This is a genomic window from Streptococcus lutetiensis (assembly GCF_900475675.1).
Taxonomy (GTDB): domain Bacteria; phylum Bacillota; class Bacilli; order Lactobacillales; family Streptococcaceae; genus Streptococcus; species Streptococcus lutetiensis.
This window is the reverse complement of the sequence record NZ_LS483403.1, coordinates 783387-807687: the sequence shown is the minus strand read 5'-3', so window position 1 is coordinate 807687 and position 24301 is coordinate 783387. Positions and strand designations below refer to the sequence as shown.

The window sequence follows — 24301 nt, the reverse complement described above, 5'->3', positions numbered from 1 at the left end:
AAATGAAGCAAAATCGTACAAATAATAACAAATATATTTTCTTAATTTTTCTAGCTATCTATTTTTTAGCAACTGGTGGCATCTTTGTCAAACTCAGTCCCTTACCACCAATCAACACTGGATTTTACTGTGTTTTATTTTCCATTCCCATGTTAACGCCTTTTCTCAAGAAGTCTGAGTTACAGGCTTTAATCCGCAAACAAATAGCAACAATTATTCTAGCGGGAGCATTTTTAGCGCGTGATTTAACTTTATGGAATAGCTCTTTTTCATACACTAGTGTGGCCAATGCCAATCTTTTGGTGAATCTTAACCCATTCACCGTTATTCCAGTCAGTTATTTCCTATTCAAAGAAAAAATGATGTCTAAATTTTTGTTTGGCGGTCTCATTACGCTTATTGGTGTGCTGGTTCTCATGGCAAATAAAGTGAGTATGTCTCCAGACCGTTTACTTGGAGATTCACTAAGTCTTGGCTCATCTATCTTTTACGCCATGTTCATGATTACAGTTTACAAATTGCGCGATTCGGTAACATCAACCATCATTATGTTTATCAGTGCTTTTGGCACTTTACTAGTACTAGCTACCGTGATTTTCTTTACCGAAGGCTTTTATGTGCCACAAAATTTTGGTGAACTTTGGCCACTTTTGGCACTGGCTCTCGTCTCTCAAATTTTAGAGCAAGGCTTATTAGCTTATTGTTTGGGAAAAGCGAATGCTTGCCTATCATCCTTAATTACCCTATCTCAGCCAGTTGTTGCCGCGTTATACGCTTGGGTAATTTTCAACGAGAGCTTTAATCTCCAAACTATCATCGCTATTTTAATCACTTTGACAGGTGTTTACTTTGCTAAAACACAAACATCAACTAACATCGCACAAGAAAAAGCCTAGCTTTTTAATATTACATTCAAAACAGAAGCATCCTCAAAACTTAATTCACACTTCAATTTTCATGCTCAACTAAAAAGGATTGCAGTAAATCACTTAATTGTGACTGCAGTCCTTTTTTGATTTAGAAAAAATTCATACATAAAGAGCATGAGAATCCTATCTCATACTCCTTTTAATCTATATTAACTGGTGAGAACTTGTTGAATCATGGCACAAATAAATGCCAAATTTATCAGTAAATAAACCTGAAGAAATCTAATTTCACCTGGGAAAAGTAACGGGAAGTCTTGTGTATTCTCTTTTTTTCGATAATATTTTGAAAAAAGATACTAACTTCACCGATAAATACAGAAATAACAAAGAATACAGAAAGAAGTATTCTATTGTCATACCCATCGGGTATCCCATTAATAAAATGCACCACAATTATCCTAGGTGAGAATAAAAATAGAACCGTTATAAAGACAAATACTACAAAATACAGCAACCTAACATATAAAGAAAATTTATTAGTGTTAACATTGATTTATGCTAACTTGTTGAATCACAGCGTCTGTCAAACTATTTTTTCGGCATGTTATGGATGGCTTGTCCGATGGTGTCTAAGAAGGCTTCGTACATGTTTTCTGAGAAAGTCGGGTGCCCATGGATAGCTTGAGCCACGTCATCAACGGTCAATTCATTTTCCATGATGGTTGCTGCTTCGTTGATGAGTTCCGCCGCTGCTGGTCCAATGATATGAACACCCAAGATTTCATGGTACTTGCTATCTGCGATGACTTTGACAAACCCTCGAGCCTCATTTGAAGCGATAGCACGTCCATTGCCAAAAAAACTTGATTTACCAATCAAAATATCGCCGTATTGCTCGCGCGCAGCTTCTTCGGTCAATCCAACCATGGCAACTTCTGGATGCGTATAAACTGCAGCGGGAGTGTACTTGAGTTTTGCTTTGCGATGATTACCAGAAAGAGCATTCTCAGCAGCCACTTCTCCCATGCGGTAAGCAGCGTGCGCCAGCATTTTCTGACCGTTGACGTCGCCTGGGGCATAGATACCTGGAATTGACGTTTCTTGATAATCGTTAACTTTGATACGATTGCCGTCCATCTCTAAGCCAAGATTTTCAAGACCTTTCATCTGTGGCACGCGTCCGATAGATAGCAGAGCTTTATCAGCTTGGATAGTCTCACCATTTGTTAATTTCAAGCTTAAGTGACTTGTCTCATCAATGATTTCGCTCACCCCAACATTTGTCTTAATGGTCATGCCTTTTTTCGTCAAAATTTTTTGCAACTCTTGTGAGATTTCTTTGTCCATTGCTGGAATAATGCGGTCAGCCATTTCGATAACAGTCACCTCAACGCCGTAAGATGCCCAGACCAAACCAAGCTCGATACCAACAACGCCACCACCCATAACAACAAGAGATTTCGGTATCTCACGTAAATCAAGAATCTCATCAGATGTCAAAACACGTGGCGAATCAATGCCAGGGATATTAATACGTGACACTTTGGAACCTGTAGCAAGAATAATCTTGCACCCTTTGATGATTTCAGAACCAATATGGACTGTTTTATCGGGATTGACTTTGGCAAGTCCATTAAAAATGGTTACTTTATTGGCTTTTAGAAGTGAACGGACACCGCCAGTTAGCGTTTTTACAACCGTATTTTTAAAATCAACGGTCTTATCCATGTCAATACTGTAATCTGTTGAGGCAAGATTAATGCCTCGATTTGCAGCGATTTTAAGGCCGTCTAAAATTTCAGCATTCTTGAGATAAGTCTTGGTTGGAATGCAACCGACATTCAAGCAAGTACCGCCAAATTCTGATTTTTCAACGATAGCAACTTTAGCCCCTAACTGTGCTCCACGAATGGCGGCATAATAACCCGCAGGTCCACCACCGACGACAATCAAATCATATTCATCTGCCGCTAAATCAGCTGCACTAAAAACTCCAGCTTTAGTAGAAACAGCATTTGGTACTTCAAGACCTGCAGACTCAAGTTGACTAGCGGCTTCCTTGAGACTGAGATCTTCAGCAATCACTTCCCCTTCTGCTCCGATATAGCCAATCACTTCAGTCACTGGCACCACATCACCAGCTGGGTGAACGATTTTCAAAAGTACACCAGAGTCGTCAGCTTCGATTTCCATATTAGTCTTGTCAGACATGATTTCAAGAAGAATATCACCTTCGTTCACTACATCGCCTTCAGCTTTTTTCCACTTAAGAATTTCTCCTTCTTGCATGTCCACACCGAGCTTTGGCATGATAATTTCTACTGCCATAAATTTCCTTTCTTAATCTTTTTAATCTCAAATCAATAGTTCCAAAGGATTTTCTAGCAACGCTTTTAAATCCAACATAAATTTAGCACCATTCATCCCGTCGACCAAACGATGATCAATGGTCAAGCTAAGTCCCATAATTGGACGAATCACTACCTGTCCATCAATAGCAACTGGCGTGTCAACGGTCGCTGAAATTCCTAAAATAGCAGAGTTTGGCTGGTTGATAATCGGGTTAAAGGACTTAACCCCAAACATTCCTAGGTTCGTGATAGAGAAAGTTGACCCAGACATATCAGCTGCCTTTAATTTGCCAGCTTGCGCTTTCTGAATCACATCTTTTGAGGCAACCACAAAATCAGACAAGGTCATCTTATCAGCTCCATGAACAACTGGAACCACCAAACCATCTGGCAAGCCCACGGCAATACCCAGATTAACAAAATGATGCAACTCAATAGCTTTTGCGTCATTAATCAAAGAGGCATTTAAATAACGATGCTCCTCTTTTATCAAGATCTTCGCAACCGCAAGTCCAATCAAATCAGTTACAGTCACCTTGTAGCCCGTTTTTGCCATGATTGGCTCAATCAACTGCTTACGAAGCGCGAAAAGATTCGTCATATCTATGTCATAATCAAGCGTGAAAGTTGGAGCTGTAAAGTAAGACCTCGACATGCCTTTTGAGATTGCCTTGCGCATAGCAGACATTTTAATCACTTCGATACCATCTGGCACACTTTGAATCTCTTCACTACCCTTGTTCTTATCGGTACCTGCTTTAGCAAAGACATCATCCTTAGTAATCTTGCCACTAATACCAGTTCCAGCGATACCAGAAAGCTCAAGGCCCATATCTTCCGCAATCCTACGAGCAAGCGGCGTCACGCGCAGCTTAGCAAACCTCACCACGTCATCTTTATGAATACGCCCATTTTCACCAGTCCCGCTGATGCTATCAAGCGCGATTCCACGCTCTGCGGCTAGCTTTCTAGCCGCTGGTGTCGCACGTATCTTACTTTTTTGGAAAATGGCTAGCGCATCAGACGGTTGAGAGAAATCAGCTGACGCTTCCTGAACTGATTCTAACTGTTCCGCCTGTTCTTCTCTCACCAAATCATCAACGTTTTCCCCTGCTGCTCCGATATAGCCAATCACTTCAGTCACTGGCACCACATCACCAGCTGGGTGAACGATTTTCAAAAGTACACCAGAGTCGTCAGCTTCGATTTCCATATTAGTCTTGTCAGACATGATTTCAAGAAGAATATCACCTTCGTTCACTACATCGCCTTCAGAGAATTTCCACTCGAGAATTTCTCCTTCTTGCATGTCTACACCAAGTTTTGGCATGATAATCTCATTTGCCACAGAAAACACCCCCTTTTAATCTACGTGCCCGTTTCGAGCCATCTTATAAATAGCCGCTTTAATCTTTTCGACATCAGGTAGGATAGCTTGTTCCAAAACACTGGCATAAGGCACGGGTACATCTTCACTCGCCAAACGCACAATTGGATAATCAAGATAATCAAAAGCTTCGCTTTCTGTAACCTGAACAGCTATTTCTCCAATAAATCCACCCGTTTTATAAGCATCATTGACTAACATCAACTTGCCCGTTTTCTTAACCGAATTGATAATCAAATCCTTATCAAGCGGAATGAGGGTGCGAGGGTCAACCACTTCAACGCTAATGCCGTCAGCAGCCACTTCATCAGCAGCCTTAAGAACACGCTCTAACATGCGACCATAAGTCACAATCGTCAAATCGGTTCCTTCACGCTTAATGTCTCCCTTACCAAGAGGAATGTACTCACCACTATCAAGCGAAACCTCTTCTTTCTTGCCATACAAAGCTTTCGGCTCCATGAAAATGACAATATTATTATCTCGAATGGCTGATTTTAAAAGTCCTTTGGCGTCATTTGCAGTTCCAGGTGCTACCACTTTGATACCTGGAATATGTGTCAGCCAAGCCTCCAAGGATTGCGAGTGCTGAGCAGCCGATCCGATTCCAGAGCCTGACGCTACCCGAAAAGTGACTGGCGTTTTTAACCCACCACCAAACATATAGTTGTTCTTAGCACCATTATTGACAATGGCATCCATCATAATCGTGATAAAATCCATAAAAGTTACGTCAACAATCGGACGAAGACCTGTAATAGCAGCTCCAATAGCACTTCCAGCAATAGCCGCTTCTGAAATTGGAGTATCTCTAACACGTTTCGGACCAAATTCTTCAAACATTCCTACAGACGTGCCAAAATCTCCGCCGTAAATTCCGACATCCTCTCCCATGAGAAATATGGTCTCATCTTTTCGCATCTCTTCTGTCATGGCAAGATTGATCGCCTCACGCAAGGCCATTTGTTTTGTTTCAGTCATTATTTTTCTCCTCTGTTAATGAAAGGCTGCTTAGTCTACCCAGACATCTTCAAAAGCGACTGACAAATCTGGTGTAGGACTATTTTTAGCAAATTCATAAGCCTCATCGACTTCTTTCACCACTTGAGCATCAATGGCATCAAACTCGGCAGCACTTACTAGATCATGTTCTGTCAAATAAGTACGAAATTTGACAAGTGGGTCTTTTTTCTTCCACTCATTAACCTCTTCTTTACTGCGATATTTTCCAGCGTCAGCTGTTGAATGCCCGAACCAACGGTAAGATTCTACCTCAACAATCGCTGGGCCGTTTCCAGAACGCACATGCTCAACTGCCTTGCCCATTGTCTCGTAAACCGCTAAAACATCATTGCCATCTTCACAATAAAATCCAGGAATGCCATAAGCTTCTGCGCGTGTATAAAGGTGAGGTGTATTTGTCGCATGCTTGATATTCATCGAAATACCATAGCGATTATTGATAATATAGAAAATCACTGGGAGTTTCCAAGTAGCTGCTAAGTTGACCGATTCATGAAAAGAGCCTTCATTGGTTGCCCCGTCGCCAGAAAAAGCCACAACGATATTGCCAGTTTTTTGATAATCTTGAGTAATCGCTGCGCCAACAGCAAGGGCATAACCACCACCAACAATCCCATTCGTGCCGTAATTACCTTTTTCAAAATCAGCTAAATGCATCGATCCACCACGACCTTTTGACACACCCGTTGCTTTTCCAGCAAGCTCAGCCATCATTTTGTTCAAATCCATATCTTTGGCAATACTTTGTCCGTGCCCACGGTGGTTTGAAAAAATAATATCATCGTAAGATAAATGAGCCATCGCCCCAACACTTGCCGCTTCTTCCCCTACAGAAAAATGCGTCATTCCTTGGACAAAACCACGTCGAACGAGTTTATTAATTCGCATATCAAATTCGCGAATACGCTGCATCTTCAGATACATTTCCATATATAGTTCTAGAGACAAAGTCATCTTTTGCCCTCCAATTATCTTTTTCGTAGTCCTTTCATCATATGATAATATCCAGCAAATCACAAATTATTTAACCGCTTTTTTGCAAACGCTTCGAGGTAAATTAAAAAGACGCTTGCTACGCCTTGGATTAACAAGATTTCTAAAATTAGTCGGCCAATAAAAGAGGCAAGTGGCCGGGAAAACCACTTGCTTCGGAGTTATATGAAAAGTTTTTAGGATGATTATATTATATGATTTTCACTTTTATACTGCATCCGTCTTAGGACCTATTTTCATTTTTTAGGTATTTCTTTAAATGTATTGACTTATCTCCAAAAAGTTTTACAATGATAGCAGCAAAGAAAGAATCAGATGGGGGATTTGTTTTTGTTTCAACATTATAAAATTATTCAACGCTTCATTCATATCCTGTCAGCTCGTGTCCTTATCGTTTCGTGTGCCTGTATTTTCTGGCTATATCAGCACGGTTATCTGACCAATCAGGAAAAAATTCAAGCACTCATCGGTCAAGATAAAGTCTGGGGAGCAATCATATTCACTATCTTCCAGATGATGCAAGTTGTCGTGCCAATCGTTCCAGCAAGTCTGACCATGATGCTTGCTGTTATGACTTTTCATCCTTTTGCTGGTGTTTTGACAAGTTGTATCGGAATCATTATTGGAACAATGATTTTATTTTTGCTAACACGTTGGTACGGTAAGCGATTTTGCCTTCTTTTCATCAAAGAAGCCACACTGAAAAAGTACGAATCCTTGATTGCTGGACACAAATCTTTTACCGTGATTTTCATCATCTGCATGCTTCTACCTTTTGCCCCTGCAGACTTACTGGTTATGTTAGCAGCTCTCAGTAACATGCCGTTTAAAACCTTCGCTAGAATCATCATCTGCTGCAAACCCATCTCAATTATTGGTCACATTTTACTGCTTTTTTATGGTGGTGAATGGGTCATTCATATCATCTAAGTTCTGGGAATTTTTCTTAGAACTTTTTAGTTATTTTTTATAGCGCAAACGCTTGCGTTATTTGAACTTTCTGCTAAAATAAAAGAAAAAGTCTTTCTCTTTGAGGTACTCAATCATGACAAATGAAACTTTGATGCAATACTTTGAATGGTATTTACCAAATGACGGCAAACACTGGAAACGTTTGGCAGCTGATGCTTCTCATCTTGCCCAAAAAGGTATCACCAAAATTTGGATGCCCCCTGCTTTTAAAGCGACGCATGATGGTGATGTGGGCTATGGCGTCTATGACCTTTTTGACCTAGGTGAATTTAACCAAAAAGGAAGCATTCGAACAAAATACGGAACAAAAGCTGACTACCTTGAAGCTATTTCAGCTCTTAAAAGTAATGGTATTGAGCCATTGGCTGATGTTATTTTAAATCACAAAGCTGCAGCTGACCACACTGAAACTTTTAAGGTTGTCGAGGTAGCACCAGAAGATCGGACAAAGGTCATCAGTCAGCCTTTTGAAATTGAAGGGTGGACAAATTTTACCTTTGATGGTCGCCACCATGCCTATAACGATTTTGAATGGCATTGGTATCACTTTACTGGCACAGACTATGATGTTAGAACTGGCAAAACTGGCATTTTCCAAATTCAAGGAGACAATAAAGGCTGGGCAAACCAAGATTTGGTTGATGGTGAAAATGGGAACTACGACTATCTCATGTATTCCGACCTAGATTTCAAACATCCAGAAGTCCTTAAAAACATTTACGATTGGGCAGATTGGTTTGTTGAAACAACTGGGGTTAAGGGATTTCGTTTAGACGCCATTAAGCACATCGATTCTTTCTTCATGGGAAACTTTATTCGTGATATGAAAGCTAAGTACGGCAATGATTTTTACGTTTTTGGTGAATTTTGGAACGGTGATGAAAAGTCAAATAAAGATTACCTCACAAGTACTGATTATCGATTTGATTTGGTCGATGTTCGTCTGCACCAAAATCTCTTTGAAGCAAGTAAAGCCAAGGAAACTTATGATTTACGTCAGATTTTTGAGCAAACCTTGGTGAAAAATCATCCAGACTCTGCTGTTACTTTTGTTGATAATCATGATACCCAACGTGGTCAAGCACTGGAATCAACTATTGAAGAATGGTTTAAACCAGCAGCTTACGCCCTCATTTTGCTTCGTCAAACCGGGCTTCCTTGCATTTTCTACGGAGATTATTACGGCATTTCGGGACAATTTGCCCAGAAAAGTTTTCAAGATAATATTGATAAATTGCTTAAACTTAGAAAAACCGCCGTTTATGGTCAAGAACTAGATTATTTTGACCAAGCTAACTGTATCGGTTGGACTTACCTTGTTGATGACGAACGCCCAACTGCTCTTGCTGTTCTCATCAACAATAGCAAAGCTACATCAAAGCGCATGTTTGTTGGAGAAAAATGGGCTGGTAAATTGTTCACTGATGCTCTTGGCAACCAAACTGCGCATGTCCAAATTGATGAGCAAGGCTATGGTGATTTCCTAGTTGGTGAAAAATCAATCAGTACTTGGATACCACTAGCAAAATAATGATCTAAAAAAAGCGATTAGAAAATGTTTCTAATCGCTTTTTACATATTTATATTTATGCAACAAAACAAACACTCTATCCAGCTTGTGCTGTTTGCATTTGGTAATAAACACCTTGTTTTGTCATTAACTCATCATGTGTACCGTATTCTACGATATCACCATCAACCATTACTAAGATACAGTCGGCTGATTGAATCGTTGACAAACGGTGAGCGATGATAAAGCTTGTACGATCTTTCATCAACTTTTCAAAGGCTTCTTGAACAAGGATTTCTGTACGAGTATCAATAGATGATGTCGCTTCGTCCAAAATCAAGATTTTTGGTAATTTCACAAAAATACGAGCGATAGTCAAAAGCTGACGTTGTCCTTGTGATAATGACGCTCCCGCATCAGACAAGTAAGTGTCATAACCATTTGGCAACTGACGAATGAAGAAATCTGCGTTAGCTGCTTTTGCTGCTGCAATAACTTCCTCACGAGTAGCCTCTGGATTCCCATAAGCAATGTTATCGTGGATTGTTCCGACTTTTAACCAAGTCTCTTGCAGAACCATACCGATTTGTTGGCGTAGCTCTTCAACCGAGTAATCAGCCATTGACACGCCATCAAGGTAAATCGCACCCTTATCAACTTCGTAGAAGCGCATCAAAAGATTAATCAAGGTTGATTTACCAGCACCAGTTGGCCCGACGATGGCAACTTTTGAAGCGGCTGTAATCGAAAGATTCAAATGATTAATCAAAGTTTTCTGTGGTGTGTAACCAAATGACACATCTTTAAATTCAATTTGTCCTTGAATCTTATCAGCATCAAGCTGCGCTTTTACTGGAAGCGGCTCGTATTCTTCATCTAAAATATCGTAAAGACGTTCCACACAGGCAATGGCACCTTGCAATTCAGACAAGACTGATGAAATATCATTAAATGGTTTGGTATATTGAGTAACGTAATTCAAGAAAGTTGTCAATTGACCAACGGTAAAGGCACCTGACATGATACGAAGAGCCCCGACACCTGCAAGCAAAGCGTAAATCAAACTATTGATAAAGCGCGTTGATGGGTTAACCGTTGATGAATAGAAGATGGCACCTTGCGAATAATCCGCATAAGTATCATTGATTTCTGTGAAAGTATCAATCGCTGCTTCTTGTGCATTAAAGACATGCAAAAGACTTTCTTGACGAATCATCTCTTCTATGTACTGCGTTTTGCGACCACGAGATTTGGTTTGTTTTTGATACAAATGATAACTCTTATTAGCAATAAAGCGTGCTAGGAAAAGAGATAAAGGTGTCAAAATAAGCACCAAACCAAGCATCAACAAATCAATGTCAGCCATTGTCACAATAGTAATGATAATTGTCAAAACCCCAATGAAAAATTGGTTGAAGACCATCAAAAGACCATTACTTAGCTGCTCAGCATCAGTTGTGACACGACTAACCAAATCACCAGAGCTTTTCTTATCCAGATAAGAAATCGGCATTTGGTTCAATTTTGCCATAACTCTTTGACGTAAATCATAAATATAACAAAAGATCAAACGATTGTAAATCAAAGGATTTAACCATTGAACCAAGGTATTTAGAGCAATGACAATCACCATTTTCGTGATAATCGGAATAATCAAGGTCAATGATTTTGGTGATAACACCACATCAACAGCATTACCAATAAGGACAGGAAGGTAAACCGTTAGAGCAACTTGGGCAATTGTTCCAAGAGTCGCTCCAATCACAAGTCCTTTTTGAGAAAGAAGCTCTTTAAACAAACGACAGATTGTATCAGATTGTTTTCTTGCTTTCATCTTCTAGTCCTCCTTTCCTTTTTGATGTTGTGAGTAATGGATATCTCGGTAAAGCTCATTACTTGCAAGCAATTCATCGTGACTTGCAAATCCTAGTTGATGTCCCTTATCCAAAAGCAAAATCTTATCAGCAGCCTTCAAACTATTAGTACGTTGTGAAATCAAAATCAAAGTTGTATCACTCAATTGCTCATGAATAGCAGTCAATAATTTTGATTCTGTCAAGTAATCAAGGGCTGATGTTGAATCATCCAAAATAAGAAGCGGAGCTTTTTGAACAATAGCACGCGCAATCGTCAAACGTTGACGTTGTCCTCCAGAGAAATTACGGCCAAAGGCTTCAACTGTCGCATCTAGCTGTCCTTCTTTTTCAGAAACAAAGTCACTAGCCTGTGCAATATCCAAAGCTTTCCAAAGCGTCTCGTCACTCACGTCACCCCTCATTCCTAGAGTTAAGTTAGAACGAATAGTTCCTTGGAAAAGCTCAGCTTTTTGCGGCACCACACTGACCCATGAACGCCACTCACCTAAGGTTTTAGGCGATTTTTGATTTTGGAAAATAGCTAAGCGACCTTCCTGAGGTGTGTAGAGATGTGTAAGGAGTTCAACTAAGGTTGATTTCCCTGAACCAGTTCCCCCAATAACTCCTAAAAAGTCACCTGGATTTAGTTGAAAATCAATGTGTGATAGTGATGGTTCTGCTGCTGTTGGATAAGTGAAGCTCATATCGTTCACACTAACCGCAAAATCAGATGTCATTTCTTCAAGTTCAGTCGCCAAGTCTTCAGACTCTTTTTCAAAAACTTCTGTGATACGTTTAGCACTGATAAAGGATTGGTTAAGTGAAGTTACAAGCATTGTCATCTTAAGCAATTCAGTCAAAATTTGCAAAAGATAGTTAACCAAGGCAATCAACATCCCTTGAGAAAGAAGACCTTTACCAATTTGGATATTTCCTTGCCATATGACAAGAATCAAAGTACTGTTTACCACAAGGTAAGTCAAAGGTGTTACTAAACTTGATAAGCGCCCTGCTTTTAATTGTAAGTCAGTGTAGTTTTGGTTCGCAGCCGCAAATTCTCTTTCTTCCTTGTCTACTTGACCAAAAGCTCGAATGACACGAACCCCTTCCAACTGCTGACGTGTCATGTTAACAATCTTATCTGTTGCACGACGAATGCTAGCATAAATTGGATTCAAAAGATGTGACATGGTAAAGACGATTACAAATAAAATGGCAACCATGACTAAAAAGTCGATAGTCATCTTAGAGCTGATATTAAAAGCCATGATGATGGCACCAAAGACAATAATCGGTGCACGTAGGAAAAGACGCAAGAATTGGTTAATTCCTGTTTGAATTTGGTAAGTATCACTGGTTAAGCGTGTCACCAAACTTGAAGTCGTCAGTTTATCACGATCTTCCTTACTCAAACCCATGATTTTTTCAAACAAATCCTTAGTCAGCTGACGCGTATAACCAACCGCGGCTTTTGAAGAAAAGTATTGTGCGGTAATCGCCACAATGACACCGACAACAGCAAATAAGAACAAAAGTCCAATCATCAAAACAAGATTCACCTCGTTATTGCTTGGAATAATCGTATCAACGATTCGCGCAATGATAATAGGAACTAATAATTCAAAAGATGCTTCAAACAATTTGAAAAGGGGACCTAAGACAGTCTCTTTAAGGTACCCTTTGAAATAACGACTTAAATATTTCATATTTCTCTTTTTTAATAGAGATACTAAACTCTAAACTTTACTATTTTAAAATAAGCTCATCAATTCAATCAAATACAAATTGAAATGAACTTCACGCGAGTAGTAAATATTACCACCATTTCGATATAGCTGTCCACCTGAAATCAAAGCCAGAGGATGATAGTAAAAATAAGATTCACCAGTCGTGTTACCAAGACTTGGAGCTACTACGTCGCGTGAATAAGTTTTAGCTAAAGTAATTGTATTTTTACTACCATGCTTTGCAATATAATCAATATAAGATGTTCCAAAGTTATAAGCTTGAACAGCTGTCCAAACATCTACTCCTGCCTCATGGGCTAAAGAAAGATTTTCTGAAAGGACTGTGACCCCTTGGCGAATACTCGTTTTACTATCAGTGATGGAATTAGCAACACCGTCTGAACTTTCGCTAGATTGCATAACGTCGCCATCATTTCCCTTTGTTTCTGTGTAAATCATTGCCAAGACCAACTCAACGTTGGCTGTGGTGTCATTATCGTCTAAAATCTCTTTGACCATGCTTTTATACTGCAATACATTATGAACATTTTCATGAGTGACGTAAACTTGGTAGCCACAGAAAATGACAAATACCAGTACAATTAGGCGTTTTAAGAACTTAAACATTATTTATTTTGAATATCCTCTATATTTTTAATCAAGATGGAATAGGTTCCATTTGGATTTTGAATAAATTCAACCGACTCAGCATCCTCATAAACATTATTAGGAACAATTAATTGGATACCATTTGACAGTGACAATTTTTGATTCTCTAATTTTTTCGTTTGGCGCGAATGGTCAATATCTGAGACCTGAATTGGCTCTGGAATGCTTTCTTTCAACTCATCAACAAAGGTCAAACGAGCTGTTAAATTATTGTCAAAGAGTTGGTCCGCCAGCTTTTCAGGTGATAATTCTTGCTCTTCTTCCAAATTTTTGTGAATGGCTGCTTTCATTTTTGATTGGAAAGCAAAATCATCTTGTTGGAAGTTTTCAGCAATTTTTTGGGCTGCTTGTTCCACCATTTTGATCGATTTTTTGACCGACTGTTCAGGCTGAACTTGCAATAGATTCTCTGAGAAATAGTTAGCAAAGCTACCATTGTGCTTAATGCGTTTTTCAATCAAATAATAATGATGGTTAACACGATTAATCACCAAGGCTTCATCTGGTGTTTGAGCTGCAGATGGGTAATTATTTTGTGTGATTTTAATCGGACTTTCACTGTCACTTGAAATGTGTGTGAAATTTTCTCTTAACGCCACACGAAGAAAAGCAAAATGCTCAACACCGTCTTTGTCAAATTGTATGAAAACCAAATCATTTGTCTTTTGATTATCATAAATAACAAATTCTTCTTTCCAGAGCTGTGCGATTTGAACAGATGATTTCATCAAATCATCACTCAAATAACTAAGAAAGACATTGTCTTCTGAGAACGTTCCACGTTTGGCTTCATCTGAGAAAACTTTGCTTAATTTTTTACGAAAATACTCATCAATACGCGGCGTAATCGTCAATAACTGATCTGACAAAATCAATTCCGTATCATTTGGCGTAAATTGATGAATAACAATGCGCTTAATATACAAATCAATCATGGTTAAGTCTGTCTGAACACTTCAAAAAGAGTTCATCTGTTCGTTAATAAAGTGGGAAAGCATCTGTCAATGCTTTAACCTCACGACGAACCTCCTCTAAAATAGTTTCGTTTTGATAATTTTCAAGAGTTTTTACAATCAATTCAGTAATAAGGCGTGATTCATTTTCGCCCATGCCACGGCTAGTAATGGCAGGGGAACCTATGCGAATACCAGATGTCTTAAACGGTGACAAGGTTTCAAATGGAATAGAATTCTTATTGAGCGTAATGTTAACAGACTCAAGAATATTTTGTGCCAATTTTCCATTTTCAACCACTTTAGTCACGTCGACCAAAAAGACGTGGTTGTCTGTACCGCCTGAAATAACTCGAAAATCAGAATGTTGATTAAAGACTTCAGCCATAGCAGCCGCATTTTTAATCACCTGTTCACCGTATTCTTTAAAAGCTGGGTCCAAGGCTTCTTTTAAAGCGACAGCTTTTCCAGCAATCACATGCATCAATGGACCACCTTGAAGACCTGGGAAGATCGCAGAATTAATTTTCTTAGCGATAGCTTCATCATTTGTCAAAATGAGTCCGCCGCGAGGGCCACGAAGGGTTTTGTGAGTGGTTGTCGTTGTCACATGAGCATATGGAACCGGACTTGGGTGATGACCAGATGCCACAAGACCTGCAATATGGGCCATATCAACCATTAGGTAGGCATCAACGCTGTCTGCAATCTCGCGAAATCTCGGAAAATCAATAATACGTGAATAAGCTGACGCCCCAGCAACGATTAATTTAGGTTTGATTTCTTTAGCCAAATCTGCTAATTTATCATAATCGATGCGTTCTGTGATTGGGTCAACTGAATAAGAGACAAAGTGATAAGTTTTTCCTGAAAAGCTGACTGATGCCCCGTGGGTCAAGTGACCACCGGCAGCTAAATCCATTCCAAGGACAGTATCGCCTGGTTGGATTAAAGCCATATAAGCTGCGGCATTAGCTTGACTTCCTGAGTGCGGTTGAACATTGGCAAACTTAGCACCAAACAATTCTTTGGCACGTTCGATAGCCAAATTTTCAACCACATCCACACAATCAGTACCGCCATAATAACGTTTTCCAGGATAACCTTCGGCGTATTTATTTGTCAGTACTGTTCCTTGAGCTGACATAACAGCTTTAGAAACCACATTTTCAGAGGCAATGAGTTCAATGTTATTTTGTTGACGAACTTCTTCCGCATGGATAGCTTGCCAAAGTTCAGTGTCAAATGCTTCGTAGTTTTCATTGTCAAAAATCATATCCTTATCTCCCTTTTGATAAGATCAAATCACAATCTTCTCTTGATTGTAAAAGCCGAAACAGTATCAAATAAATTCCAAATCTAATCTTTTGCAAACGTCAACTCAGGGATTTGCGCTAACAAATCTTCTTTTGTAATAGCTCCCTGACGTAAAATACGTGCAAATTCACCAGACAAATCCAAAATTGTCGAGTCAACACCAGTGATGGAAGAATCATCGGCAAACCCTTCGACTGAATTGTCAAACTGCTTCTGGATTTGCGCAAAAACTTTGCCACTTTCTTGACCAGAAATATTAGCTGATGGTCCAATGAGAGGACCAGTCTCTTTAATAAGAGCCAAAGTCTGCGGGTGTTTTGGAATTCTAAAACCAATTGTTGATAGGCCAGAATTGATCCAAGCTGGCACGCGGTCATTTGCCTGTAAAATAATTGTTAACGGTCCAGGTAAAAAAGCATCGTAGAGTTTTTTTAGATAAGTTGGCTGATTTTTTGAAAAAGCTAAAATCGTCTCGTAATCTGCCACATTAAGATTCATGGCTTTGTCTTTAGGACGACATTTTAAGCGATAAACATGTTCAACTGCTTCTTCATTCATGGCTTGTGCAAAAAGTCCATAAACTGTTTCTGTCGGCAAGATCACCGCACCACCCGTTTGAAGTATTTCTTCCAAATTAGCCATTATCCATCACGACCTTTCTATCTTTACCAAATATGTCTTCTAAGACACGGACACGTTTTTGTGGGAAATGTTTGCTAAGCAAAGCACGCAAACCATCTCCTTGCTTATAGCCAATTTCAAAATAAAGTTTACCATTTTCTGATAAATGCTCACCAGCACCTTCGATAATTTGACGGTAAATGGCAAAGCCATCCTCATCCGCAAAAAGTGCCAAGTGAGGTTCAGAAGCAAGAACATTCATCCCAACTTCATCCTTATCACCATAAGCAATGTAAGGCGGGTTTGAGATAATCACATCAAAAGTCCCTGTAATCTGACCGAAAACATCTGATTCCACAAAATCAAGCGACACTTGGTTGAGCTTACTGTTTTCTTCTGCCAATTGCAGAGCACCTTGCGAGATATCTGAGGCTGTAACTTGCCAGTCAGGTCGCGCAGACTTGAGTGAAATGGCAATAGCTCCGCTGCCTGTTCCAATATCTAAAACACGTAAATCAGCTTTGCTATTTTCCTTTAAAACCAAATCAACCAATTCTTCCGTTTCAGGTCTCGGAATCAAGACACGCTCATCAACCGCAAGCTCTAAATCACGAAAATAAGCTTTTCCAGTGATGTACTGTGGTGAGCGATGATCTTCTAGCTGAGCCATGATTGACTCAAGGATCTTCTGATCTGATTCAGTCACTTCTTTATTTTGATGTAAGATGAAATCAAGAAGACTCCAGCCCTTTAACTCACGAAAAACGTAAGTGAGGTTTTCTGGGTCCTCCCCAATTTCTTGTAATTGTTTTTCTAGTTGGCTGATTGTTTCAACGTAGTTCATTATTTATTTAACTCTTCTAGTTTCTTTGTTTGATCAAAAAGAATAAGCGCATCAATCACTTCATCCAATTTACCTGACAAAATGCTATCAAGTTTTTGCAATGTCAAACCAATACGGTGGTCTGTCACACGGTTTTGTGGGAAGTTATATGTACGGATACGTTCTGAACGATCACCAGTACCAACTGTTGATTTACGTTCAGCATCTTGTTCGTCTTGAGCGATTTGAGCAAAGTGGTCCGCAACACGCGCACGAATGACTTTCATGGCTTTATCACGGTTCTTTTGTTGTGTACGTTCTTCTTGCATTTCAACTTTGATACCAGTTGGAATGTGAACCATACGAACAGCTGTCGCAACTTTATTGACGTTTTGTCCACCAGCACCTGATGCATGATAAATGTCCACACGCAAATCTTTTGGATCGATTTCGTATTCTACTTCTTCAACTTCAGGCATAACAAGAACTGTCGCTGTTGATGTGTGGACACGACCTTGGCTTTCTGTAACAGGGACACGTTGTACACGGTGAGCACCTGATTCGTATTTCAATTTAGAATAAACTGATTGACCTGAGACCATGACAACAACTTCTTTGATACCACCAACACCGTTGTAAGAAGCTTCCATAACCTCAAACTTCCAACCTTGGCTTTCAGCGTATTTTTGGTACATTTGAAGAAGGTCGCCTGCAAAGAGGGCTGCTTCATCACCTCCAGCGGCACCGCGGATTTCCAAGATGATGTTTTTATCATCGTTAGGGTCTTTTGGTAAAAGAAGAATTTTAAGTTTTTCTTCGTAATCTTCTTTTGCTGCTTTTGATTCTTTAAGTTCTTCTTTTGCCATTTCTTCAAGTTCTGGATCACCACCAGCATCTTTGAGCATTTCTTCGGCATCTTCGATGTTTTGAAGAACTTTTTTGTATTCACGGTAAACAGCTACTGTTTCACGTGTGCTTGCTTCTTCTTTTGACAAATCCATGAAACGTGTTGTATCACTAACGATATCTGGGTCACTTAGTAATTCTCCTAATTCTTCATAACGGTCTTCGAGCGCTTGTAGCTGATCATAAATGTTCATGTGTGTTTATTATCCTCTCTCTTACAAATTCATTTCTTATTTTTCAGTTGAAATCATGGGATTAAAATAGTGTTTACGACAAACGGGGATGTAAGTTTCATTTCCACCAATTTGAATTTGGTCCCCCTCGTAAACCGGTTTTCCATTTTCAGTTCGCAAAACCATTGTGGCTTTTTTCGAGCAAAACTGGCAAATAGTTTTAATTTCATCAATTTTATCTGCTAAAAGCAGTAGGTATTTTGAACCTTCGAATAATTCATTCTGAAAATCATTTTTTAACCCAAAAGCCATCACAGGGACTTCTAGTTCATCAACCACACGAGCTAATTCGTAGACATGCTTTTTCGTTAAAAACTGACATTCATCAATAAGAACACAATAAGGTTTTTCTGGAAGAGCTTTGACGTAAGCAAAAACATCCATCTCATTAGTAATTGCAATAGCTTCACGGCGCATACCGATACGACTAGAAACAATACCATAACCATCACGAGTATCAAGTGCTGAAGTCATGATGATAACAGGTTTTCCTTGTTCTTCATAGTTATGGGCTACTTTTAAAATTTCAATAGTCTTACCAGAATTCATGGTTCCATATTTATAATAGAGTTGAGCCAAAAGTGACAATCCTACCTTCTACTAATATTCTACTATTCTATCATAAAATCGCTCATGGATAAACAAGTAGAATAAGCAAATTAGCCAGACAAACGCGTCTTCATCCCACCAGACTAAGTATTTGAGCAACAAAAAAAGCTAAAGCAAATTTTGCTTTAGCTTTTATCACAAAATGTGATATCGGAAACCAACACTATTGAATAACAAATCAAAGCACTAAATAGCCACCCAAATGCCACTCCTTGTACTATTAAGTTGTTAATGCTTACTAAGAATTATAACACAGCAGGTCATGTAAATTTGATGACGCTTTATTAAAAGAATCACGATTATGTTACAGAAATGTATTGTCCGAAAAAATCTCCAATCAAACAGCCCAAAACCTTATTGACGAAGTAAGCAGATTAAAGTATCTTATAGCAGAAAATGATATTTTTTTAATACCAAGAGGTTAAACTATGAAAGTTGGATTTAGAAAACCAAGTTTAAAGAAGAGTTTGAAAGCTCGTACTACTGCCAAATGGAAAAGACAAGCTAAAAAAGCAATTATTTCAGGATATGGGAAGAAAGGCTCAGGTTGGATTAAAAATCCTAAAAAAGCTGCTTACAATAAAGTCTATCACAAAACAACTTTTGGCTTGTCAGACATTTTAAAACTTTTCAAGTAAGCTTGTTTAAAACGCAGTGCGTTAGCACAAAAGAGAATTCAGTCTTGATTGGAAGTTTTCTAAAAATTTCCTGAATTTTCCTGCAAAATATGCTACAATGTTACTGTTAAATGATTAAAAAGGAGACTCATATGCCATTCGTAAAAATCGATTTGTTTGAAGGTCGTACTCAAGAACAAAAAGTTGAGCTTGCTCGCGAAGTAACTGAAGTTGTTTCACGTATTGCTAAAGCTCCAAAAGAAGCAATCCACGTTTTCATCAATGACATGCCAGAAGGTACTTACTACCCACACGGCGAAATGAAAAAGAAAAACTAATTTTTCATAGCAACTAAGCTTGAGGCGATTGTCTTAAGCTTTTTTACTGGCTTAAAAATTGCTTTTTTAACCAGAAAACATTATGCTAAAACTAAGAAACGTTCAGGAGGAAAAGCATGCAACTTAGTCATAGTATCCAGATGATGGGAACTACTATTGATATCTTAATCGATTCTGACACCCCAAAAGAGCACATCGCCGAAGTTTGTCATCTGCTTGAACTATACAAGAATCGCTTCAGTGCTAACGATGCTGACTCAGAGCTCATGGTCATCAATGATAACTCTAGCATCGCTCCCGTCACTGTTCACCAGGATTTATTTAATCTAATTGCGATTGGAAAAAAACATAGCTTAGCAACTCCTAGCAACCTCAACATTGCTATTGGTCCTTTGGTACAAAGCTGGCGCATTGGCTTTGATGATGCTAACGTACCTAGTCCTCAAAAAATCCAAAAAGCGCTAGCCTTATCTAAACCAGAAAATATCATTTTAGATGCGACTAAACAAAGTGTCTTTCTAAGCCAAAAAGGCATGAAAATCGACCTTGGTGCTCTTGCTAAAGGTTATATTGCTGATAAAATCATGGATTATTTAAAATCAGAAAAGGGCACTTCTGCCATGATTAACCTTGGTGGAAATGTCCTTGTTTACGGTGATAATCCAAGAAACGATAACGGCATCTGGCGAATTGGCATTCAAAATCCTCAAAAATCACGAGGAAATCATATTGGAATTTTAACTCTTAAAAATCAATCTGTTGTCACTTCAGGTATTTACGAACGTCGCCTAAAAGTTGGAAATAAAGAATACCACCATATTTTTGATCAAGAAACTGGCTATCCTATCGAAACTGAAATGGCTAGTCTTACCATCGTTTCTGACCTGTCTGTTGATTGTGAAATCTGGACCACACGACTCTTTGGCTTGCCTGTCATGCAAGCTCTAGCAACTATTCAAACCACTCCACACATAGAAGGCATTCTCATCACTAAAGATAATCGCTTAGCTTTGACAAACGGCTTGCGCTCCCACTTTCAACCCCTAAGATAAAAGAAAAACACATCTAGGAACAATCCTAGATGTGTTTATTTATGTCTAAACGCTTATTTTTTTAGTTTTCCGTTTAAAATCAAATTAAGAACAACAGCAAATAATGCAGCAATAACAATACCATTTGTTAAGAACATTTGAACTGTATTTGGAAGGCTAACAAAAAGATTTGTTCCGTTAAAACCAACTCCACAAGCGATTGAAACCGCCGCAATGATAAAGTTGTATTCGTTATTTTGGAAATCAACTTGATTGAGCATTTGAATCCCTTGCAGAGCAACCATACCGAAAAGTACAATCATAGCACCACCAAGAACTGGGCTTGGAATCATTTGTGCCATTGCACCGAATTTTGGAAGAAGTCCAAGAATCACAAGGAATAAAGCTGTATAGTAAATTGGACGACGTGTTTTGATTCCTGAAATACGAACCAAACCAACGTTTTGTGAGAATCCAGTATATGGGAAAGTATTGAAAATACCACCAAGAAGTACAGCTGCACCTTCTGCGCGGTATCCGTTACGAAGACGTTTGCTGTCTAATTTTTCACCAGTCAAATCTGACAAAGCAAGGTAAACACCAGTTGATTCAACCATTGAAACTGTTGCAATGATACACATCATAATGATTGATGTGATTTCAAATTTTGGTGCGCCAAAGTAGAATGGTTGTGGAATGTGAACAAGCGGTGCGTTAGCGACTACTGATGTATCAACTAAGCCCATAAAGGCAGCCACAATCGTTCCACCAATCAAACCAATTAAAATAGCAATTGATTTAATGAAACCTTTAGCAAAAATATTAACCACAAGAACAATCGCAATGGTTACGAGAGCCAAGATTAATGATTGAGCTGTTGGTTTGTCAGAGTTGTCACCCATGTTACCAATAGCAACTGGAATCAAAGTCAAACCAATAGTTGTGATAACTGAACCAGTAACAACCGGTGGGAAGAAATCTGCAATTTTTGAGAAAATGCCAGAAATCAAAATCACATAAATACCAGAGACAATCAAGGCACCAAACATGTAACCAGAACCTTGTTTAGCTCCGATGATTGATAACGGTGCAACAGATTGGAAGGCACAACCAAGAACAACTGGAAGTCCGACACCAAAGTGCTCACGTAACTGCAATTGCAAGAATGTAGCAACCCCACACATGAAAATATCAGTTGAAATGAGGTAAGTTAATTGTTCAGCTGAATAGTTAAGGGCACTGGCAATCATGATAGGAACCAAGATTGACCCTGCATACATGGCAAGTAAATGTTGCAAACCTAGGATAGCAGCTTGTGAGTGTTTTTGTTCATTCATTTCCATCTTATGCATCTGCCTCCGTAAAGACAACTTGGCCATCTTTAAATTCTTTGATTCGAGCTAGAGATGTTACAGGTACACCTGTTTCTTCAAGTAATTTACGACCTGTTTGGAAAGATTTTTCAATGACAATACCGATACCAGCAACTTTAGCACCTGCTTGACCAATAATTTCAAGAAGCCCTTTAGCAGCTTGTCCATTTGCCAAGAAATCATCAACGATAAGTACAGTGTCATCTTCTGACAAGAATTTACTTGCGATTGATACTGTGCTTGTCACGCGCTTAGTAAATGAATAAACTTCTGCTGTTAAAATACCTTCTGTCATTGTGATATTTTTAGCTTTTTTAGCGAAAATCATTGGAACATTCATAGCTTGTGCCGTATATAAAGCTGGTGCAATACCAGATGCTTCAATTGTAACAACTTTAGTGACACCAGCGTCTTTATAAGCTTCCGCAAGAACTTTACCCATTTCTTGCATGAGTTCATAGTCAACTTGATGAGTAAGGAAACTATCTACTTTCAAGATATCCTCACCCAAAACATTACCATCTTTTAAGATGCGGTCTTCCAATAATTTCATGGATTCTCCTTTTGAAAAATTTTTAAAATCGGATTGTTAAAACAAACAACTTACTATGAAACTTTTCAAGCGTCATTAAACAAAGACAGATTGTATAAAAAGAGGTGTTTACAAATTGTAAACATCTCTTGCAAAACTCGGTCACATTTTTACAGGTATGCAAAAATGTTTTCTCAGACAACAACTGAGAACTGACTTATTGTTAGACATTACGGTGTCTTGTAGAAACGCTACGCCTATTCGTAGCATAAATAAGTAATATTGAATTTTAACCATCACATTAATGATAGAACTATTGTATCATTTTAAACTTGGATTTCAAGATGACATTGGTCCTATTATTAAAGAAGTAATATTCTGAAAATAATGACAACTTTCCTATTCTAAATTGAATCACCATTCCAGATTGAATTTTTAACGATAACATAATCGACACGTGTCAAGGCATGCAAATCACGACCACCAGCATACGAAATAGAGCTTTGAAGATCTTCTTGCATTTCAATAAGTGTATCTTTTAAATGTCCTTTAACAGGGAGTAAGATTTTCTTACCTTCAACATTTTTGTGCTCTCCCTTTTGATACTCAGAAGCGGAACCGTAATATTCTTTATATTGTTTTCCGTCTACTTCTACCAATTTTCCTGGGCTTTCTAAGTGTCCAGCAAAGAGAGAACCAATCATAACCATTGTCGCACCAAAACGAATAGACTTGGCAATGTCACCGTGAGTACGAATACCACCATCAGCGATAATTGGTTTGCGAGCTGCTTTTGCGCACCAACGTAGTGCTGCTAATTGCCAGCCGCCTGTTCCAAAACCAGTTTTCACTTTTGTGATACAAACTTTACCAGGACCAATCCCAACTTTTGTGGCATCAGCACCTGCATTTTCCAACTCACGAACAGCCTCAGGCGTTCCAACATTACCAGCGATAACAAAAGTATCTGGCAATTCTTTTTTAATGTGCTTAATCATCTCAATGACACTATCAGAATGTCCATGAGCAATATCAATGGTAATAAATTCTGGCGCATCATCTTTTAAGCTTGAGACAAAGTCGTACTCATAATCTTTAACACCTACTGAGATTGAAGCAATCAAGTCTTGGTCATGCATGCGTTTGACAAAAGGTTTTCGAGAAGCCTCATCAAAACGATGCATAATGTAAAAGTAACCATTTTTAGCAAGTTTTTCAGCAATATCTTCATCGATAATCGTCTGCATATTAGCAGGGACAACTGGCAATTTAAAGGTATAATCACCAAGTCTCACATGCGTATCAGCTTCTGAACGGCTTTTAATGATACATTTGTTAGGAATGAGTTGAATATCTTCATAATCAAAGACAGGCATTTCGTTATACATATCAATTTCTCCGTGGTCTTTGTGTCAGTGAATACTCAGACAAGGTCAAAGGACAATCTAAAAAGGTCACTTTTTTCTTTGTCAGAGTAGCCCAAAAACACATCGACTCTTTCATTAAAAAATGACCTTCCTATAACTCTACTAAGTATTAACTTAATAAAGCATCGCTAGGTAAAACCTTACCCTTCCATTATCATTTTACA

21 protein-coding genes, 2 pseudogenes and 1 riboswitch are annotated in these 24301 nt (G+C 38.7%); of the genes and pseudogenes, 6 read left to right on the top strand and 17 right to left on the bottom strand.

Annotation, left to right across the window (positions count from 1 at the left end):
• Nucleotides 1-2 precede the first annotated feature (2 nt).
• Nucleotides 3-896, top strand: a complete 894-nt coding sequence (locus tag DQN23_RS04160; protein ID WP_111712784.1) for a DMT family transporter — start codon at nucleotides 3-5, stop codon at nucleotides 894-896.
• A 561-nt stretch (nucleotides 897-1457) separates the two neighbouring features.
• On the opposite strand, the gene lpdA is transcribed toward DQN23_RS04160, so the two are convergent.
• The 5 genes and pseudogenes from lpdA to DQN23_RS04140 all read right to left on the bottom strand — a co-directional run bounded on the left by lpdA (nucleotide 1458) and on the right by DQN23_RS04140 (nucleotide 6584).
• Nucleotides 1458-3197: a dihydrolipoyl dehydrogenase gene (lpdA, locus tag DQN23_RS04155; RefSeq protein WP_058813895.1), complete on the bottom strand. Its 1740-nt coding sequence runs from the start codon at nucleotides 3195-3197 to the stop codon at nucleotides 1458-1460.
• A gap of 27 nt (nucleotides 3198-3224) precedes the next feature.
• A pseudogene (locus DQN23_RS04150) lies at nucleotides 3225-4211 on the bottom strand (2-oxo acid dehydrogenase subunit E2); the annotation flags it as partial.
• A 189-nt stretch (nucleotides 4212-4400) separates the two neighbouring features.
• A pseudogene (locus DQN23_RS09650) lies at nucleotides 4401-4529 on the bottom strand (biotin/lipoyl-containing protein); the annotation flags it as partial.
• Nucleotides 4530-4583: 54 nt separating this feature from the next.
• Nucleotides 4584-5588 (bottom strand): alpha-ketoacid dehydrogenase subunit beta, encoded by a 1005-nt coding sequence (locus tag DQN23_RS04145; protein WP_058813893.1) that lies wholly within the window; start codon nucleotides 5586-5588, stop codon nucleotides 4584-4586.
• Nucleotides 5589-5618: 30 nt separating this feature from the next.
• On the bottom strand, nucleotides 5619-6584 hold the full coding sequence (locus DQN23_RS04140) for a thiamine pyrophosphate-dependent dehydrogenase E1 component subunit alpha (RefSeq protein ID WP_111712782.1): 966 nt from the start codon (nucleotides 6582-6584) through the stop codon (nucleotides 5619-5621).
• Between the two features lie 369 nt (nucleotides 6585-6953).
• On the opposite strand from DQN23_RS04140, the gene DQN23_RS04135 reads away from it, so the two are divergent.
• Nucleotides 6954-7553: a TVP38/TMEM64 family protein gene (locus DQN23_RS04135; RefSeq protein ID WP_233422900.1), complete on the top strand. Its 600-nt coding sequence runs from the start codon at nucleotides 6954-6956 to the stop codon at nucleotides 7551-7553.
• 115 nt (nucleotides 7554-7668) lie between these two features.
• On the top strand, nucleotides 7669-9126 hold the full coding sequence (locus tag DQN23_RS04130) for an alpha-amylase (protein WP_058813890.1): 1458 nt from the start codon (nucleotides 7669-7671) through the stop codon (nucleotides 9124-9126).
• A 76-nt stretch (nucleotides 9127-9202) separates the two neighbouring features.
• Here the strand turns inward: DQN23_RS04130 and DQN23_RS04125 are convergent, their stop codons facing one another.
• The 9 genes from DQN23_RS04125 to DQN23_RS04085 form a co-directional block, all read right to left on the bottom strand.
• Nucleotides 9203-10939: an ABC transporter ATP-binding protein gene (locus DQN23_RS04125; RefSeq protein WP_111712780.1), complete on the bottom strand. Its 1737-nt coding sequence runs from the start codon at nucleotides 10937-10939 to the stop codon at nucleotides 9203-9205.
• Between the two features lie 3 nt (nucleotides 10940-10942).
• Nucleotides 10943-12667, bottom strand: coding sequence for an ABC transporter ATP-binding protein (locus tag DQN23_RS04120; RefSeq protein ID WP_058813888.1), 1725 nt, complete (start codon nucleotides 12665-12667; stop codon nucleotides 10943-10945).
• A 45-nt stretch (nucleotides 12668-12712) separates the two neighbouring features.
• Nucleotides 12713-13315, bottom strand: a complete 603-nt coding sequence (locus DQN23_RS04115) for a lysozyme family protein (protein WP_020916677.1) — start codon at nucleotides 13313-13315, stop codon at nucleotides 12713-12715.
• Nucleotides 13315-14292 carry a nucleoid-associated protein gene (locus DQN23_RS04110; protein WP_058813886.1) on the bottom strand — a complete coding sequence of 326 codons (978 nt, stop codon included), beginning with the start codon at nucleotides 14290-14292 and terminating at the stop codon, nucleotides 13315-13317. Before DQN23_RS04110 ends, DQN23_RS04115 begins: the two co-directional genes overlap by 1 nt.
• Nucleotides 14293-14335: 43 nt before the next feature.
• Nucleotides 14336-15586: a serine hydroxymethyltransferase gene (gene glyA / locus DQN23_RS04105; protein WP_058813885.1), complete on the bottom strand. Its 1251-nt coding sequence runs from the start codon at nucleotides 15584-15586 to the stop codon at nucleotides 14336-14338.
• A gap of 83 nt (nucleotides 15587-15669) precedes the next feature.
• Entirely contained in the window at nucleotides 15670-16269 is a 600-nt protein-coding gene (locus tag DQN23_RS04100; protein WP_058813884.1) for an L-threonylcarbamoyladenylate synthase, read from the bottom strand.
• Nucleotides 16262-17092 carry a peptide chain release factor N(5)-glutamine methyltransferase gene (gene prmC, locus DQN23_RS04095; RefSeq protein WP_058813883.1) on the bottom strand — a complete coding sequence of 277 codons (831 nt, stop codon included), beginning with the start codon at nucleotides 17090-17092 and terminating at the stop codon, nucleotides 16262-16264. Before prmC ends, DQN23_RS04100 begins: the two co-directional genes overlap by 8 nt.
• Nucleotides 17092-18171 carry a peptide chain release factor 1 gene (prfA, locus tag DQN23_RS04090; RefSeq protein ID WP_020916673.1) on the bottom strand — a complete coding sequence of 360 codons (1080 nt, stop codon included), beginning with the start codon at nucleotides 18169-18171 and terminating at the stop codon, nucleotides 17092-17094. Before prfA ends, prmC begins: the two co-directional genes overlap by 1 nt.
• A 36-nt stretch (nucleotides 18172-18207) precedes the next feature.
• Nucleotides 18208-18789, bottom strand: coding sequence for a thymidine kinase (locus DQN23_RS04085; RefSeq protein ID WP_043895232.1), 582 nt, complete (start codon nucleotides 18787-18789; stop codon nucleotides 18208-18210).
• Nucleotides 18790-19247: 458 nt separating this feature from the next.
• On the opposite strand from DQN23_RS04085, the gene DQN23_RS04080 reads away from it, so the two are divergent.
• From DQN23_RS04080 to DQN23_RS04070, 3 genes are all read left to right on the top strand, one after another.
• Nucleotides 19248-19457, top strand: a complete 210-nt coding sequence (locus tag DQN23_RS04080) for a hypothetical protein (protein ID WP_058813882.1) — start codon at nucleotides 19248-19250, stop codon at nucleotides 19455-19457.
• Nucleotides 19458-19588: 131 nt separating this feature from the next.
• The gene (locus DQN23_RS04075; RefSeq protein ID WP_002888803.1) at nucleotides 19589-19774 is read left to right on the top strand and encodes a 4-oxalocrotonate tautomerase; all 186 of its coding nucleotides are present in this window, start codon (nucleotides 19589-19591) and stop codon (nucleotides 19772-19774) included.
• 116 nt (nucleotides 19775-19890) lie between these two features.
• A complete protein-coding gene (locus DQN23_RS04070) occupies nucleotides 19891-20826 on the top strand; it encodes an FAD:protein FMN transferase (RefSeq protein ID WP_058813881.1) in 936 nt (311 codons plus the stop codon).
• 53 nt (nucleotides 20827-20879) lie between these two features.
• On the opposite strand, the gene DQN23_RS04065 is transcribed toward DQN23_RS04070, so the two are convergent.
• The 3 genes from DQN23_RS04065 to guaC all read right to left on the bottom strand — a co-directional run bounded on the left by DQN23_RS04065 (nucleotide 20880) and on the right by guaC (nucleotide 24098).
• Entirely contained in the window at nucleotides 20880-22157 is a 1278-nt protein-coding gene (locus tag DQN23_RS04065; protein WP_058813880.1) for a nucleobase:cation symporter-2 family protein, read from the bottom strand.
• Nucleotides 22150-22731 (bottom strand): xanthine phosphoribosyltransferase, encoded by a 582-nt coding sequence (locus DQN23_RS04060; RefSeq protein ID WP_058813879.1) that lies wholly within the window; start codon nucleotides 22729-22731, stop codon nucleotides 22150-22152. The genes DQN23_RS04065 and DQN23_RS04060 overlap by 8 nt, the downstream gene beginning before the upstream one ends.
• Nucleotides 22732-22910: 179 nt before the next feature.
• A riboswitch (purine riboswitch) is annotated at nucleotides 22911-23006 on the bottom strand.
• 108 nt (nucleotides 23007-23114) lie between these two features.
• Nucleotides 23115-24098: a GMP reductase gene (guaC, locus tag DQN23_RS04055; protein ID WP_058813878.1), complete on the bottom strand. Its 984-nt coding sequence runs from the start codon at nucleotides 24096-24098 to the stop codon at nucleotides 23115-23117.
• Nucleotides 24099-24301 lie beyond the last annotated feature (203 nt).